We start from the raw sequence: 15,397 nt of genomic DNA on the forward strand, positions 1-15,397 counted from the left end.
CTCAGGGGTTGGGAGGTCGGCATGGCGGCGCTCGCCTGGTTGCTGATTCCGCTTATCGCCGCGATAGGCGCAAGTCTGTGGGGCGGTTGGGCCAACCGGACGCGGAAGGCCCGCAGCGACGGCCCCGAGCTGGACGGCTACGCCCGGTTCCGCGCGGCGATGGAGAAGTCCCACGCCGGTCGGTGACCGCCTGGGCGAGGGCGCCCTGACAGTGCTCCGACAGACTCGTCCCGTAGTGTCGAACCATGCCACGCCGCACCGCGACGATGCTCGCCTCCACCCTGATGCTGATCGCACTCCTGTGCGCGGGTGTACTGCTGCCCGTCCCGTACTCGGAGATGTCCCCGGGGCCGACGGTGAACACCCTCGGGGAGCACGACGGCGAGCCGGTGCTGCAGATCTCCGGTCGCAGGACGTTCCCGACGACCGGACACCTCAACATGACCACGGTCCGGGTCACCAGCGCCGACTACAAGATGAACCTGGTCGAGGCCGTCTACGGATGGCTGGCGCACGACGACAAGGTCGTGCCGCACGACACGCTCTACCCGGACGGCAAGACCGAGGAGCAGTCCACCCAGGAGAACGCCGAGGAGTTCAGCCAGTCCCAGGAGAGCGCCAAGGTCGCCGCCCTGAAGGAACTGGACGTCCCGGTGAGGTCCTGGGTGATCGTCTCCACCGTCGTCAAGGACTCACCGGCCGAGGGACGGCTGCACGCCGGTGACGTCATCAAGGCCGTCGACGGCACGCCCGTGAAGCAGCCCTCCGACGTCGCCGGGCTGGTGACCAAGCACAAGCCGGGCCAGGACGTCGTCTTCAGGATCATCCCGGCCAAGGAGCAGGCCGCAGCGGAGAAGGAGAACCGGACGCCGACCGTCACCAAGGACGTGACGATCACCACGACGACGTCCGAGGACAGCGGGGCCAAGCGGGCCATCGTGGGGATCTCCGCCGGGACCGACCACACCTTCCCGTTCTCCATCGACATCAAGCTCGCCGATGTCGGCGGGCCCAGCGCCGGTCTGATGTTCGCGCTCGGCATCTACGACAAGCTCACCCCGGGCAGTCTCACCGGCGGCAAGTTCGTCGCCGGTACCGGAACGATCGACGACAACGGCAAGGTCGGGCCGATCGGCGGCATCGAGATGAAGACCGTCGGCGCGCGCGACAAGGGCGCGCAGTACTTCCTGACGCCCGCCGACAACTGCGCCGCCGCGGCCGAGGACACCCCGAGCGGGCTGACCCTCGTCAAGGTCAAGACCATCAAGGACGCCCTGGGCGCCCTCGACGACATCCGCAGCGGAGACACGGCCGCCCTGCCGAAGTGCACGACCAAGGGCTGAACAACCGGCAGGCACCCCGCGCGAGGCCACCGGAAGGACCCCGCCGAGGGCACCCGACCGGACGAGGCGTCCAGCGTGCAGGAGACCGTGGGGACGCGGTCGCCCGCCCGTTCCGGGGCCGAGGAAGACCCGGCGGGCCAGGTTGCGATCGCGGCTGGGCGAGCGGTCGAAGCACCCGTGGAACTCCACCGCCCGGCCCACTGCGGCCCGGCCGTGAGGCGTGCATGGGCCGGGCGGGCCGGTGACCCGTGAGGGGTCCCTGGGGCGGGGCGAGCGGGGAGCACGTCGTGTGCGGCCTGGCGGACCCGGCCGTCGATCCGCAGCCCCCACCGCCGCAGGAACTCCGCGGCCCGCCGTGGCAGTGGGCCGGGCCTCGCTCGGGCAGGTCAGCAGCGGCCGGAGGTTCCAGACGCGGGACCGCCGGCGTTCGGGGCGCAGCAGACCGTAAGGGCGTCAGCATGCGCGGGACCGGAGGGGCGGCCTGCGCGCCGGAGGCCGCCGCAGCAGCGTCTGCATGCGCGGTACCGGAGGGATGGCCTGCGTGCCGGAGGCCGCGGGGGTGTCCGGCGCGCGGGGCGGAGCGGCGGGGCGTGGGCGCGGGCGGGTCAGTCCTCGAACGTCGCCGTCAGCGCGTCCGCAAGGCCCGGCACCAGGTCGGGCCCGGTGAGCACCTCCGTCGGCGTGTCCTTTTCACGCAGCCGCAGCGCCGACTCCCGGGCGCCGTCGCGCAGGACCGCGACCGTCATACGGACCTCCTGGCGTTCGGGGTGGTCCGCCACCCACTTGGTCAGCTTCGCCCCGTCCAGCCCCTGCGGAACCTGTGCCTCGGCGGACGGCGGCAGCATCAGACGCTCCACCGTGAGCGCGCAGCCGGCCACGGCGTCCGGCCAGGCGATGGTGCCGAGGAACTCGTCGAGCGGCCTGCCCGCGGGGATCTCGTCCTGCTCGATCGGGGTGAGGCCGGCGGGCCCCGGCTCGTCCGGCAGGGCGAGCTGGGCCGCGAGCACGGGTTCCTCGGCCCGCAGCCGCGCGGTGTCGACGAGGGCGAAGAGGCGAGCGGGCTGGTCCCAGCCGAGGCCCGAGGCGTACTCGTCGATCTCTAGCACGGTCCGGGTGAGCGGGTTCGCTGCCATGGGAGTGTTGGACATAGTCACAATCCTGCCTCGTTCCCGGCCGGAATCGGGAACCGAGTAAACGGTGAGTAAGTTGCATAGGTGTGGGCCCGTGAACCGCGGGCCCACCGGACGGTCCGCGAACCCGGGGGCCTGACGCAACGACAGCGACCAACACCGAACTTCGAGGTACGCACCTTGGCTTTCCAGATGCCGGACCGAGGCGGAGGCCCGACGGGGCCACGGATCAGAGCGGGCCGCCCGTCCCGGCGCGTCCGGACCCTGCTCATGACACTGGGCGTCCTTGCCGTCCTCGGCATGGCGTTCACCATGTTCGCGGGCTTCTGGACGGACTGGCTGTGGTACCGGTCGGTGCACTACTCGTCCGTGTTCACCACCACCCTGTGGACCAAGATCGGACTGTTCGCCGTCTTCGGACTGCTGATGGCGCTCGCGGTCGGCTTCAACATCTGGCTGGCACACCGGCTGCGGCCCCCGCTCAGCGCCATGTCCATGGAGCAGCAGAGCCTCGACCGCTACCGCATGGGCATCGCGCCCTTCAGACGATGGCTGCTGCTCGGCATCACCGCCCTGGTCGGCCTGATCGCCGGCGCCTCCGCGGCCAGTCAGTGGCGCACCTGGCTGATGTGGGTCAACGGCGTGCCCTTCCACGAGAAGGACCCGCAGTTCCATCTCGACGTCTCCTTCTACGCCTTCGATCTGCCCTGGTTCCGCTTCCTGCTGGGCTTCGGGTTCGCCGCCACGATCCTGTCCGTGATCGCCGCCGCCCTCACCCACTACCTGTACGGCGGGCTGCGCGTGACCAGTCCGGGCGCGCGGGCCACCGCGGCGGCCACCGGGCATCTGTCGGTGCTGATCGGCATCTTCGTCGCCCTGAAGGCGGTCGCCTACTGGCTGGACCGTTACGGACTGGCCGTGAAGTCCAGTGACTTCAAGGCCACCGGCAACTGGACGGGCCTCAGGTACGTCGACGCGAACGCCTACCTGCCGGCGAAGACGATCCTGTTCTGCATCGCGGTCATCTGCGCGTTGCTGTTCTTCGCCACGCTGTGGCGGCGTACCTGGCAGTTGCCCGTCATCGGCTTCGGTCTGATGGTCCTCTCGGCGATCCTCATCGGCGGTCTGTACCCGGCGATCGTCCAGAAGTTCCAGGTCCAGCCCAACGAGCAGGCCAAGGAAGCCCCGTACGTCCAGAAGAACCTCAAGGCGACCCGTCAGGCGTACGGCATCGACGACACCAAGGTCACCGAGTACGAGGGCAAGAGCACCACCACGGACAAGACACGACTGCGGGACGACGTCAACTCCGCCGCGAGCATCCGGATCATGGACCCGAACATCGTCTCGCCGACGTTCCAGCAGCTCCAGCAGATGCGGAACTACTACGCGTTCCCGACCAACCTGGACGTCGACCGGTATTCCAAGGACGGCAAGGACCAGGACACCGTCATCGGTCTGCGCGAGCTGAACCTGGACGGCATCCCGAAGAACAACTGGATCAACGACCACTTCCGCTACACCCACGGGTACGGCGTGGTCGCCGGCAAGGGCACCGAGGCGGACTCCGAGGGGCGCCCGGTCTTCACCGAGTACAACCTGCCGTCCAAGGGCGACCTCGGCACCTACGAGCAGCGGGTCTACTACGGCGAGAAGACCACCACGTACTCGATCGTCGGCGGTCCCCAGAAGGAGATCGACTACTCCGACGACAACGGTGAGAAGACCACCAGCTACCAGGGCAAGAGCGGGGTCAGCCTCGCCAACCCGATCAACCGTGCCGCGTACGCGTTGGCGTTCAACGAGCCGCAGATCCTCTACTCCGGTGCGATCGGCGACGGTTCGCGGATCCTGTACAACCGCACGCCCAAGGATCGCGTCGAGGCGGTGGCCCCCTGGCTGACGATCGACGGCGACGCCTACCCGGCGGTGGTCAAGGGCCGTATCCAGTGGGTCGTCGACGCGTACACGACGACGAACGGCTACCCGTACTCCTCGCGTACGACCCTCGGTGACACGACGGCCGACTCGCTGACCGCGACCAACAACTCGCGCGCGGTGGTCGCCCAGCAGAACCAGGTCAACTACATCCGCAACTCGGTGAAGGCGACCGTCGACGCGTACACCGGCGAGGTCAAGCTCTACGAGTGGGACACGAAGGACCCGGTCCTGAAGACCTGGATGAAGGCGTTCCCCGGAACGGTCCATCCCAAGTCGGACATCTCGGCCGATCTGATGGCGCATCTCCGCTATCCGCAGGACCTGTTCAAGGTGCAGCGGGAACTGCTCACCCGCTACCACGTGACGGACGCGCAGACGTTCCTGACCGGCAGCGAGGTGTGGCAGGTGCCGGACGACCCGACCAACAAGTCGGGCAACGCGGTGCCGCCGTACTACCTGAGCATGCGGATGCCCGATCAGACATCGCAGTCGTTCTCGCTGTCGACGACCTTCACGCCCAACGGCCGGGACAACCTCAGCGCGTTCATGTCGGTCGACGCCGAGGCGGGCACCAGCGACTACGGCAAGATCAGAATCCTGAAACTGCCGACGAGCACGACGGTCGACGGGCCCAAACAGGTGCAGAGCCAGTTCAACTCGGAACAGGACATCGCCTCGGCGATCAAGCTGCTTGAGGGTGGCAGCTCCCAGGTCGAGTACGGCAACCTGCTGACCGTGCCGCTCGACGGCGGACTGATGTACGTGGAGCCGGTCTATGTACGCGGTGGTGGACTCAAGTACCCGCTGCTGCGGAAGGTGTTGGTGACCTACGAGGGCAGAACCGCCTTCGAGGACACCCTCGACGACGCTCTGGACGTGGTGTTCGGGGCGAAGGCCTCGACTCCTCCGCCGTCGGACACCGACAACGGCGGCGGTACCGGCACCGAGAATCCACCGCCGTCGTCCGGCGATCCCACCGTCCAGCAGGCGCTGAAGGACGCGCAGAAGGCCTTCGACGCCGGCCAGGAGGCCCTGAAGAACAACGACTGGACGGCCTATGGCAAGGCGCAGAAGGACCTCCAGGACGCGCTGAAGCAGGCCGAGGAGGCACAGGCCAAGGCCGACAGGGCGAGCGGCGGCAAGAACGGCGACGGCAAGGGCGGCGGCAGTCCGAGTCCGAGCGGCAGTCCCAGTCCCGGAAGCAGTCCGAGCAGCGGCTGATCAAGACCACCCCGTGCCGTGGTACGGTTGCTGAACACGGCGCGGGGTGGAGCAGCTCGGTAGCTCGCTGGGCTCATAACCCAGAGGTCGCAGGTTCAAATCCTGTCCCCGCTACTGAAGTCGAAGGCCCGGATCCTCAGGGATCCGGGCCTTCGACGTGTGCGTAGGCACGACGAACGCATGTGCCGGTGTGCGGCGTCGCCGTGCCCTCGTGGGGACTTGGGAGATCTGTGTTTGACTTGTCTCTCTGTGGGCATGTCGACAAAACGCTGAAGTGACCTCATGGGCTGCGGTATACCGGGTGTACCCGGGTTGCGGGTGGTGCGACGATGGACGTTATGGGGGACAAGGCAAGTCTGTTGGAGACAGGGCGTTTTGCGCAGCCTGCCGACTTTGGGCCGGCTGCCGACCTTGTGTACCCCGCCGACCTTGTGCAGCCCGCCGACCGTGACGAGGCCGGCGAGGCCGCCGAGGAGGCGCGCCGCCGGCTCGCCGCGGAGGCCGGTGACACCGAGGCGATGAGCGTCCTCGGAGCCATGCTGCTGCGCCGCGGTGATCTCGACGGCGCCGAACCCCAGTTGCGTGCCGCCACCGCCGCGGGTGACCGTGCCGCCGCCAACAACCTCGGGGTCCTGCTGCACCAGCGGGGATACCCCGACGAGGCCGCCGGATGGTGGCGGATCGCCGCCGTCGCCGGATCACCCGCCGCCGCGCACGCGCTCGGCCGTCACCACCGCGAACGCGGCGACGAGCCCGCGGCCGAGTACTGGCTGCGCCAGTCCGCCGAACAGGGCCATGCGCTGGGTGCGTACGCACTCGCCGATCTGCTGGAACACCGCGGTGTGGACGGAGCCGAGCGGTGGCTGCGGGCCGCCGCCGAGCGGGGGCACCGCGAGGCGGCGTACCGGCTGGCGCGGATGCTGGACCGCGCCGCGGGCGCCGAAGCGGACACCGGTGCCGGGGCGTCCGGGGTGCAGGAGGCCGAGCAGTGGTACCGGCAGGCCGCCGCGCGCGGGCACCGCCGGGCCGCGCTCCAGCTCGGGGCCGTCCTGGAGAAGCGGGGCGACCTCAAGGAGGCCGGGCGCTGGTACCTGACCTCGGCCAAGGACGGCGAGGCGCGGGCCGCCTGCGCGCTCGGATTCCTGCTGCGGGACGCCGGCGACACCGAGAGCGCGGCCGTGTGGTGGCTGCGGGCCGCGCAGGACGGCGACGGCAACGCGGCGAACGCGCTGGGCGCCCTGTACGCCGAGCGCGGCCAGCCGCAGACCGCCGAGCGGTGGTACCGGGCGGCGCTGGACGCCGGCGACGACAACGGCGCGTACAACCTGGGGCTGCTCTGCGCCCAGCAGGGGCGGATCGGGCAGGCCGAGCAGTGGTACCGCCGGGCCGCGTACGCCGGACACCGGGAGGCGGCCAACGCGCTCGCGATCCTGCTGCTGCAGAGCGGCGACCCGGCCGGTGCGGAGCCGTGGTTCTCCAAGGCGGCCGAGGCCGGCAGCGTCGACGCGGCGTTCAACCTGGGGATCCTGTACGCCGGGCGGGGCGAGGAGCGGGTGGCGCTGCGCTGCTACGAGCGGGCGGCGGCGGCCGGACACACGGAGGCGGCTCTGCAGGTCGGGATCGCCCGGCTGCGGGAGGGGGACGAGCAGCAGGCGGAGCGGCACCTGCGGTGCGCGGCGGGGGCCGGCAGCGCGGAGGCGGCGTACCGGCTGGCCGCCCTGCTCGACGCGCGGCGGCCCCCGCGTTCCGCGCACGAGCTGGGGGAGACGGCGCACGAGAAGACCGAGTGCGAGGAGTGGTACGAGCGGGCGGCCGGTCAGGGGCACCGGCGCGCGCAGGTGCGAGTCGGGATGCTGGCCGCGGCGCGGGGCGATGTCGTCGAGGCGGCGCGGTGGTACCGGGCGGCGGCCGAGGCCGGGTCCCGGAACGGGGCGTTCAACCTGGGGCTGCTGCTGGCCCGCGAGGGGAGCGAGCCGGAGGCCGCGGTGTGGTGGACGCGGGCCGCCGACGCGGGGCACGGCCGTGCGGCACTGCGGCTGGCCCTCGTCTACGCCCGCCGTGGAGAGCTGGTGGAGGGGCAGCGGTGGGCCGACCGCGCGGTGACGCTGGGCCCCGCGGAGGTCGCCGAACGTGCGGCCCGGCTGAGCGATGCGCTCCGCGACGAACTTACTGCGTAGCTTTGGCCGGGGATTCGCTTGCCCTGGGGTGCGGTGTTGGTGCGGGTGGGTGCAGGTTGGGTGCGCGGTTCCTCGCGCCCCTGGGTGGGCTGGGCTGTGGGTGATGGGGGAGGCCTGGGGGTTTGTTGGGGGCCGGTGGGGTGCGGTTGTGGTGGTTTGTGCGGGTGGGTGGGGGTTGGTCGCGCAGTTCCCCGCGCCCCTGGGTGGGCTGTGCTGGGGTGGTGGGGGAGGCTCTGGGGTTTGTTGGGGGCCGGTGGGGTGCGGTTGTGGTGGTTTGTGCGGGTGAGTGGGGGTTGGGTGCGCGGTTCCTCGCGCCCATGGGTGGGCTGTGCTGGGGGTGATGGGGGAGGAGCCGGGGGTGGGTGCTGGGGTTTGGTGAGTGTGTGGTTGCTCGGGGCCCTGGGTGGGCTGTGCTTATCGATTTGCCTCTGGGGGTGGGGGCACGTAGTGTTGCGTTCACCGACGCGGGGTGGAGCAGCTCGGTAGCTCGCTGGGCTCATAACCCAGAGGTCGCAGGTTCAAATCCTGTCCCCGCTACTGAAACCGTGGGCCGGAATCCAGGCAGTGGATTCCGGCCCACGGCGTGTTTCCGGGCGGCGCGTTGCCGGGACGGCGGGTCAGGGGGCGTGGCCCACCGCCTCCTCGTACAGCGAGCGGTCCACCGTCTCGGACTCCGGCAGCGCCGCGCCCTCGGTGACGCCCTGGGCCCGGTAGGCGGCCTGGAGGCGGGTGACGGTACCGGATCTGATCTCCCAGTCCATGCGGAGCGAAGGCGTCGACTTCAGGACCGCCGCATCCGTCTTCAGGAGCTTCGCCAGATAGGCGACGAAACCCGCGTCCTTCTTGTAGTCGCCGGCGAAGTAGGTGTCGACCGTGCGGATGTAGGCCCGGAGCAGGGCCACCCCGGCGTCCACGTCGTCCTGGAGCAGCGTGCGGCCGTACAGCATGCCGCCCAGGGGCTCCCCGAGCGGCTGGCCGCCCAGGAAGGCATAGCCCCGCTCGCCGTCCACCCGACGCCAGACCGGGTCGAGGAGCCAGGCCGAGTCCACGCCGCCGCCCTGCAGGGCCGTGAGCACGTCAGCCGAGCCCAGTTGCCGGTAGCGGATCTCGTCGAGCCCGCCGCCGTGCCGGGCCAGGGCCCGCTGCATCGGGTACGCGATCACCGAGCCCTTGCCGATCATGGTGCCCATGGTGCGGCCCGCCATCCGGACCCGGTTCGCGCTCTCGCCGCTCGCCAGCGTCACCCACAGCCCGCTCTTCGATTCCGGGTCGGGCGAGAAGTTGCCCGCGACCCACTTGATGGCGAAGCCACCGCGCACACCGTTCATCACGGCCGCCTCCGGAGCCGCCCAGAGGGCGTCGATGTCTCCCTTGGCCAGCAGCGGCAGCGCATCCGGCGTCGGCAGCACACGCAGCGTGACATCCAGCCCCTCCGCCTTGAACTCGCCCTTGTCCAGGGCGACTTGCAACGGGGCCACATATTCCGCGCTCAGCGTCCCGGTGGCGATCGTGATCTTCCGGCGCTGGGCCGGCGGCCGGGCGGCCGGGGTGTGCGGCGCACAGCGGGCCGGTGCCCGGCCCGGGGACATGTCCGCCGGGTCGGTCCAGGACGCCGTGCCGCAGCCGTCGACCGGCCGGACCGTGCGGTGTTCCGGACCGGACCGCGCCCCGGCGTCCCCGGAGTGCGCCGACGAGCAGCCCGCCCCCGCCAGCAGGGCGGCGACCGCGGCGAGCGCCGTCCTGCGCCCGGGGCCGAAGCGTCGCCTCATGACCGCCCCCGTCCCCGGTCCCGCGGCGCCCACGGCGTGAGCAGCCTGCCCGCGATCCGGACCAGTTCGGAGAAGAGCACCCCGAGCACGGCCACGCAGACGATCCCCACGAACATCACGTCGTTCTGGAACAGCGCGCGCGAGTCGAAGATCAGATGGCCCAGGCCGTCGGACGCGGCGATCTGCTCCGAGGCGACGATCACCAGGACCGCCACGCCCGCCGCGATCCGCGCGCCGACCAGGACCGCCGGCAGGGAGGCGGGGAGCAGGACGTGGCGGAACATCTGCCACGGCGAGGCGCCGAAGACGCGTCCCGCGTCCCGGTGGCCGGCCGGGACGGCGATCACCGCCGACATCGTGGAGATCCAGACGAAGAAGAAGACGGTGGCCGCGACCAGCGCCACCTGCGGGCCCTCGCCGAGACCGAACATGTTCAGGAAGACGGGGAGCAGGGCCAGCTTCGGTACGACGTACAGGGCGTCCAGAAGCGGTTCCAGGGCCGCCCGGACCAGCGGGAGCGAACCCATCAGGAGGCCGAGCAGATAACCGGTCGCGGTGCCGACGGCGTAGCCCGCCAGGACGCGGCGCAGCGTCGCCCACACATCGGGCCACAGCTCGCCGGCCGCCGCCCGGTCCCAGCCGTCGGCGAGGATCGTGGACGGCGCCGGATAGACGCGGTCGTCGAGCCACGCCCGGCTCGCGGCCAGCTGCCACAGCAGGACGAGCAGCAGGGGCACGGCCACCGCGAGGGACAGCTCCAGGGCGCGGCGCCGGCGGTGGGCGTCGGCCGGGTGCAGTTCGCGGGCGCCGGGGCGGCGGACCAGGACGGCTTCCCGGTCGGGGAGCACGGTCGTCATGCCGCCACCGCCTCCTTCCGCAGCAGGTCCCACAGCTCGCCCTTGAGGGCCGTGAACGCGGGCGCCGAGCGGATGCCGCCGGTGCGCGGGCGCGGGAACGGCGGGCGCCGCTCGGCGATGATCCGGCCGGGACGTGCGGACATCACCAGGACCCGGTCGCCGAGGACGATCGCCTCCTCCAGGCTGTGCGTGATGAACACGGTGGTGGTGCGCAGCGCCTGGGTGATCTCCAGCAGTTCGTCCTGGAGGATGGTGCGCAGCTGGGCGTCCAGCGCGGCGAAGGGCTCGTCCATCAGCAGCAGTTCGGGTTCCACCGCCAGGGCGCGGGCGATCGCCACACGCTGGCGCATGCCGCCCGAGAGCGTCGCCGGGTGGGCGTGTGCGAAGTCCGCGAGGCCCAGCCGGGCCAGCCAGTCGGCGGCGCGGGCGTTCGCCTCGCGGCGCGGCACGCGCTGTACGTCCAGACCGAAGCGCACGTTCGCCTGGACGGTCTTCCAGTCGTAGATGCCGTAGTCCTGGAAGATCATGGCGACCGGGTGCGGGCTCGTCGTGCGGATCTCCAGAGTGCCCGCGCTGGGGCGCAGCAGGCCCGCGGCGATACGCAGCAGCGTGGACTTGCCGCAGCCGGAGGGGCCGACGACGCAGACGAACTCGCCTGCGGCGACGGTGAGATCGAGGGGGCCGAGGGCGTCGACGGTGTGGGGGGTTCGGCCGAAGGCGCGGGTCAGTTCGGTGGCTCGGAGTTTCGGATACGGCTCTCCCACGGGCGTCTCCTCGCGGAGTGCGGAACGGACTGGTGGGTGCCGTTGACCATATGACGGCCCGTCAGTTTCAGGAAGCCCGTACGTCCGTAAGTTTCAGGAAGCCCGTACGCAGCACAAAGCCCCGGCGGATCTTGCTTGAGTTCTAGTGGTCGTCGCAACACCCCAGCTCAAGGGTGCGATGGACTTCGAGATCCGGAAGAACCGGGGACCTGGGGGCGGTGGTCGTCTACTGCGTGAGCGGGAGGTATATCTCCAGCTCATGCAGCAGGGCTACAGCAGCAGTGAGGCATGCCGGATCGTCGGCATCAACGTGCCTACCGGCAAGCGGTGGCGCAACGGCTGGCACTCGCCGCCGACAGGGAAGCCGAAGCCTCCCATCACCGCGGAGGTCCCGGCCTGCGAGCCGTCGCGGCCGGGGCTCGCCGGGGTTTTGTCGGGTGTTCGCGGGGAGTGGGTCAGGTGCTTGCGCAGTCCGGGCACAGGCCGCGGTAGGTGACCTCGACGTTCGAGACCGTGAAGCCGAAGCGCTCCGAGTCGGGGAGGTCGGCGAGCGGGTTCCCGTTCGGGTGGACGTCGCGGATCGCGCCGCAGCGGGCGCACACCAGGTGGTGGTGCGGCCGGTGGGCGTTCGGGTCGTAGCGCTTGGCCCGCTTGTCGGTGGCGACCTCCAGCACCTCGCCGAGCGAGACCAGCTCCCCGAGGGTGTTGTAGACGGTCGCACGGGAGATCTCGGGCAGCCGGTCGACGGCGCGGGCGTGGACCTCGTCGGCCGTCAGATGGACGTGCTCGCCGTCCAGGACCTCGGCCACGACGCGGCGCTGCGCGGTCATCCGCCATCCGCGTCCGCGCAGCCGTTCCAGAAGGTCACTCATGAAAACAAGCCTAACAGCTAAGGCGACCAGGTCCCGAACAAGTGTGACTTTGGATCGCCAGTTGACTTGGACAATGTCCATTGTAGGATCGGGTTCGGGTTTGGTCAGGCGACAGGATGAGTGGGCAAGTGACGCAGGAGGCGCATGTGACGCAGGGACCCCTTACGACGGAGGCCGGTGCTCCGGTCGCCGACAACCAGAACAGCGAGACCGCGGGCATCGGCGGCCCGGTGCTCGTCCAGGACCAGCTGCTGCTGGAGAAGCTGGCCCACTTCAACCGTGAGCGCATCCCGGAGCGCGTGGTGCACGCGCGGGGCGCCGGAGCGTACGGCACCTTCACGGTCACCGCCGACCTCACGCGCTACACGCGCGCCAGGTTCCTGTCCGAGGTCGGCAAGCAGACGGAGACCTTCCTGCGCTTTTCGACCGTGGCCGGCAACCTGGGCTCCGCGGACGCGGTCCGCGACCCGCGCGGCTTCGCGCTGAAGTTCTACACCGAGGAGGGCAACTACGACCTCGTCGGCAACAACACCCCGGTGTTCTTCATCAAGGACGCCATCAAGTTCCCCGACTTCATCCACACCCAGAAGCGCGACCCGTACACCGGCTCGCAGGAGGCGGACAACGTCTGGGACTTCTGGGGGCTGTCGCCCGAGTCCACCCACCAGGTGACGTGGCTGTTCGGCGACCGCGGCATCCCGGCCTCCTACCGCCACATGAACGGCTACGGCTCGCACACCTACCAGTGGAACAACGAGGCCGGCGAGGTCTTCTGGGTCAAGTACCACTTCAAAACCGACCAGGGGATCAGGAACCTCACGCAGGAGGAGGCGAACCGGCTCGCCGGCGAGGACCCCGACTCCCACCAGCGGGACCTGCGCGCGGCCATCGAGCGCGGTGAGTTCCCGAGCTGGACCGTGCAGGTGCAGATCATGCCGGCGGCCGACGCGGCGGCGTACCGCTTCAACCCGTTCGACCTGACCAAGGTGTGGCCGCACGCGGACTACCCGCCGATCACCATCGGCAAGCTGGAGCTCAACCGCAACCCGGAGAACGTCTTCGCCGAGGTGGAGCAGTCCATCTTCAGCCCCGCGCACTTCGTGCCCGGCATCGGCCCGTCCCCGGACAAGATGCTCCAGGGCCGCCTCTTCGCCTACGGCGACGCCCACCGCTACCGCGTCGGCATCAACGCCGACCACCTGCCGGTGAACCGCCCGCACGCCGCCGAGGCGCGCACCCACGCGCGGGACGGCGTCCTCTACGACGGCCGCCACAAGGGCGCGAAGAACTACGAGCCGAACAGCTTCGGCGGCCCGTTCCAGACCGACCGGCCGCTGTGGCAGTCCACGGCGGTCGCCGGCGGCACGGGCGACCACCCGGCACCGGTGCACGCCGAGGACGACGACTTTGTGCAGGCGGGCAACCTGTACCGGCTGATGTCCGAGGGCGAGAAGGAGCGTCTGATCGGCAATCTGGCGGGCTTCATCGCCAAGGTGTCCAGGAACGACATCGCCGAGCGCGCGATCGGCAACTTCCGCCGGGCGGACGACGACTTCGGCAAGCGGCTGGAGGCCGCCGTCCAGGCCCTGCGCGGCTGATCACCAGCACTGGACCGCCTGCCGTGGCGCGGGCCGGGTCTCCCGGGTACGGGGGCTCCGGCCCGTCGGCATGTCTCAGGCCGGCACCCGCTGCCGCAGCGGAGCCCAGCAGCGGATGATGTCGCGGACCGAGACGATGCCCACGGGCTCGCCGTGGTCCAGGACGATCAGATGGCGGAAGCCGCCGCGCGCCATGGCACGGGCCGCCTCCTCCAGGGTCCAGGCCGGGGTGGCGAACACGACGTCGTCGGTGGTGTGCGCGTGGGCGCGTTCCGTGTCCGGGTTCTGGCCGAGGCCCACGGAGTTGAGGATGTCGCGCTCGGTGAGGATGCCGATGCCGCCGGCGTCGGGATCGAGGACGATGGCGGCGCCCACGCGGCGGGCGGACATCAGGGCGGCTGCTTGGCGGAGGGTGTGTGCGGGGCCGACGGTGAGGACCACCGTGCTCATGGCGTCACGGACGAGCATGGCAGTAAGCCACCTCCTAGGGAGAATCCTCCGAGGAATCCGGGCCGATCGAGACGACGCGGTGACCTGGCGACGAACCTGGCGACGAAGCGGCCGACCGGCTGGTCGCACCGATCGACAGACCGACAAACCGACAGACCGACAGGTCGGCAGGTCGGCAGAGCGATGGATCGATCGCGTCGACGGAATCGATAGTTCATGGATTCACAAATTCACAAATGGGGGGACTCTCAGAGTCGCAGGCAAAGCGCGAGTCAACAAGGGGGCGCGTGCAGCTGACCGAGGGCGTGCGCAGGCACCTCCTGTTTCTCAGTAGCGCCCGTTGAGATACCCCAGCAACGGGTCGTGGAGCAGACCGTTGGACGCGGCGGCGTCGCCGCCGTGCGGGCCCGGGCGGCCGTCGAGGCCCGTGAAGGTGCCGCCGGCCTCCATGACGACGATCGCCGGCGCCGCCATGTCCCACAGGGACAGCTCGGGCTCGGCACACATGTCCACCGACCCCTCGGCGACCATCATGTAGGGCCAGAAGTCGCCGTACGCGCGCGTGCGCCACACCGCGCGGGTGAGGTCGAGGAAGCCGTCGAGCCGGCCCTGCTCCTCCCAGCCGGACAGTGAGGAGTACGCGAAGGACGCGTCCGCCAGCGCGGAGACCCGGGAGACGTGGATGCGGGTCGCGGAGGACAGACTGCGGCCGGTGAAGGCGCCGTGGCCCTTCGCGGCCCACCAGCGGCGGCCCAGCGCCGGGGCGGAGACCACGCCGACGACGGGCCGGTAGCCGCCCTCGGCCGCCTCCATCAGCGCGATCAGCGTGGCCCAGACCGGCACGCCCCGCACGTAGTTCTTGGTGCCGTCGATCGGGTCGATCACCCAGCGGCGGGGGCCGGTGCCCTCGATGCCGTACTCCTCGCCGAGGATCGCGTCCCGGGGCCGGGCGCGCTGCAACTGGCCGCGGATCAGCTCCTCGGCGGCCTTGTCCGCCTCGCTCACCGGGGTCATGTCCGGCTTGGTCTCCACCTTGAGGTCGAGGGCCTTGAAGCGGGACATCGTCGCGGCGTCGGCCGCGTCCGCGAGGACGTGGGCGAGACGGAGGTCGTCGAGGTAGTCGGGCATGTGATGCACCGTATCCGGCCCGGTCGCGGCGCGGCCAGCGGGGGCCGCGGGCGAGGGCCCCGCTCCGCCCCGGCGCGGCCGCCTCGGCCGGGACATGGCGCACAACCGCCCCCGTGGGGATGCGCCCGCTACGCGAACCCTTGACAG

General features: G+C 70.7%; 12 protein-coding genes, 2 tRNA genes and 1 pseudogene. 8 read left to right on the forward strand and 7 right to left on the reverse strand.

Annotation, left to right across the window (positions count from 1 at the left end; genetic code table 11):
- Positions 1-21: 21 nt before the first annotated feature.
- Positions 22-186, forward strand: coding sequence for a hypothetical protein (locus ABT245_RS06555; RefSeq protein WP_351729409.1), 165 nt, complete (start codon positions 22-24; stop codon positions 184-186).
- A gap of 59 nt (positions 187-245) precedes the next feature.
- Complete coding sequence (locus ABT245_RS06560) at positions 246-1,343, forward strand: YlbL family protein (protein ID WP_351729412.1); 1,098 nt, start codon at positions 246-248, stop codon at positions 1,341-1,343.
- A 605-nt stretch (positions 1,344-1,948) separates the two neighbouring features.
- Here the strand turns inward: ABT245_RS06560 and ABT245_RS06565 are convergent.
- Complete coding sequence (locus ABT245_RS06565; protein WP_351729415.1) at positions 1,949-2,491, reverse strand: PPA1309 family protein; 543 nt, start codon at positions 2,489-2,491, stop codon at positions 1,949-1,951.
- A 174-nt stretch (positions 2,492-2,665) separates the two neighbouring features.
- Between ABT245_RS06565 and ABT245_RS06570 the strand changes: the two genes are divergently transcribed.
- The 4 genes from ABT245_RS06570 to ABT245_RS06585 all read left to right on the forward strand — a co-directional run bounded on the left by ABT245_RS06570 (position 2,666) and on the right by ABT245_RS06585 (position 8,349).
- Positions 2,666-5,635 carry a UPF0182 family membrane protein gene (locus tag ABT245_RS06570; protein WP_351729609.1) on the forward strand — a complete coding sequence of 990 codons (2,970 nt, stop codon included), beginning with the start codon at positions 2,666-2,668 and terminating at the stop codon, positions 5,633-5,635.
- A gap of 40 nt (positions 5,636-5,675) precedes the next feature.
- A tRNA-Met gene (locus ABT245_RS06575) sits at positions 5,676-5,749 on the forward strand.
- Between the two features lie 215 nt (positions 5,750-5,964).
- Positions 5,965-7,812 carry a tetratricopeptide repeat protein gene (locus ABT245_RS06580; protein WP_351729417.1) on the forward strand — a complete coding sequence of 616 codons (1,848 nt, stop codon included), beginning with the start codon at positions 5,965-5,967 and terminating at the stop codon, positions 7,810-7,812.
- Positions 7,813-8,275: 463 nt separating this feature from the next.
- Positions 8,276-8,349 (forward strand) — tRNA-Met (locus ABT245_RS06585).
- An 80-nt stretch (positions 8,350-8,429) separates the two neighbouring features.
- On the opposite strand, the gene ABT245_RS06590 is transcribed toward ABT245_RS06585, so the two are convergent.
- From ABT245_RS06590 to ABT245_RS06600, 3 genes are read right to left on the reverse strand one after another with little or no spacing between them, the layout of a single operon-like run.
- Positions 8,430-9,581 carry an ABC transporter substrate-binding protein gene (locus ABT245_RS06590; RefSeq protein WP_351729420.1) on the reverse strand — a complete coding sequence of 384 codons (1,152 nt, stop codon included), beginning with the start codon at positions 9,579-9,581 and terminating at the stop codon, positions 8,430-8,432.
- On the reverse strand, positions 9,578-10,438 hold the full coding sequence (locus ABT245_RS06595) for an ABC transporter permease (protein ID WP_351729423.1): 861 nt from the start codon (positions 10,436-10,438) through the stop codon (positions 9,578-9,580). The genes ABT245_RS06590 and ABT245_RS06595 overlap by 4 nt, the downstream gene beginning before the upstream one ends.
- Positions 10,435-11,202 (reverse strand): ABC transporter ATP-binding protein, encoded by a 768-nt coding sequence (locus ABT245_RS06600; RefSeq protein WP_351729426.1) that lies wholly within the window; start codon positions 11,200-11,202, stop codon positions 10,435-10,437. The genes ABT245_RS06595 and ABT245_RS06600 overlap by 4 nt, the downstream gene beginning before the upstream one ends.
- 178 nt (positions 11,203-11,380) lie before the next feature.
- On the opposite strand from ABT245_RS06600, the pseudogene ABT245_RS46005 reads away from it, so the two are divergent.
- A pseudogene (locus ABT245_RS46005) lies at positions 11,381-11,611 on the forward strand (helix-turn-helix domain-containing protein); the annotation flags it as partial.
- 46 nt (positions 11,612-11,657) lie between these two features.
- Here ABT245_RS46005 and ABT245_RS06610 read toward each other — a convergent pair.
- The gene (locus ABT245_RS06610; RefSeq protein ID WP_351729429.1) at positions 11,658-12,074 is read right to left on the reverse strand and encodes a Fur family transcriptional regulator; all 417 of its coding nucleotides are present in this window, start codon (positions 12,072-12,074) and stop codon (positions 11,658-11,660) included.
- Positions 12,075-12,190: 116 nt separating this feature from the next.
- On the opposite strand from ABT245_RS06610, the gene ABT245_RS06615 reads away from it, so the two are divergent.
- Entirely contained in the window at positions 12,191-13,672 is a 1,482-nt protein-coding gene (locus ABT245_RS06615) for a catalase (RefSeq protein ID WP_351729432.1), read from the forward strand.
- Between the two features lie 75 nt (positions 13,673-13,747).
- Here the strand turns inward: ABT245_RS06615 and ABT245_RS06620 are convergent, their stop codons facing one another.
- A complete protein-coding gene (locus tag ABT245_RS06620; protein ID WP_351729435.1) occupies positions 13,748-14,140 on the reverse strand; it encodes a CBS domain-containing protein in 393 nt (130 codons plus the stop codon).
- Positions 14,141-14,449: 309 nt separating this feature from the next.
- Positions 14,450-15,250, reverse strand: a complete 801-nt coding sequence (gene hisN / locus ABT245_RS06625; protein ID WP_351729438.1) for a histidinol-phosphatase — start codon at positions 15,248-15,250, stop codon at positions 14,450-14,452.
- Between the last annotated feature and the right edge of the window lie 147 nt (positions 15,251-15,397).

The organism is Streptomyces sp. NPDC001508 (assembly GCF_040298665.1).
Taxonomy (GTDB): Bacteria; Actinomycetota; Actinomycetes; order Streptomycetales; family Streptomycetaceae; genus Streptomyces.

Coding starts and splice junctions, on each gene's coding strand:
- ABT245_RS06570 (WP_351729609.1), top strand. CDS start 2,666: ATGCCGGACCGAGGCGGAGGCCCGACGGGGCCACGGATCAGAGCGGGC.
- ABT245_RS06615 (WP_351729432.1), top strand. CDS start 12,191: ATGAGTGGGCAAGTGACGCAGGAGGCGCATGTGACGCAGGGACCCCTT.
- ABT245_RS06555 (WP_351729409.1), top strand. CDS start 22: ATGGCGGCGCTCGCCTGGTTGCTGATTCCGCTTATCGCCGCGATAGGC.
- ABT245_RS06620 (WP_351729435.1), bottom strand. CDS start 14,140: ATGCTCGTCCGTGACGCCATGAGCACGGTGGTCCTCACCGTCGGCCCC.
- ABT245_RS06590 (WP_351729420.1), bottom strand. CDS start 9,581: ATGAGGCGACGCTTCGGCCCCGGGCGCAGGACGGCGCTCGCCGCGGTC.
- ABT245_RS06565 (WP_351729415.1), bottom strand. CDS start 2,491: ATGTCCAACACTCCCATGGCAGCGAACCCGCTCACCCGGACCGTGCTA.
- hisN (WP_351729438.1), bottom strand. CDS start 15,250: ATGCCCGACTACCTCGACGACCTCCGTCTCGCCCACGTCCTCGCGGAC.
- ABT245_RS06560 (WP_351729412.1), top strand. CDS start 246: ATGCCACGCCGCACCGCGACGATGCTCGCCTCCACCCTGATGCTGATC.
- ABT245_RS06595 (WP_351729423.1), bottom strand. CDS start 10,438: ATGACGACCGTGCTCCCCGACCGGGAAGCCGTCCTGGTCCGCCGCCCC.
- ABT245_RS06580 (WP_351729417.1), top strand. CDS start 5,965: ATGGACGTTATGGGGGACAAGGCAAGTCTGTTGGAGACAGGGCGTTTT.
- ABT245_RS06610 (WP_351729429.1), bottom strand. CDS start 12,074: ATGAGTGACCTTCTGGAACGGCTGCGCGGACGCGGATGGCGGATGACC.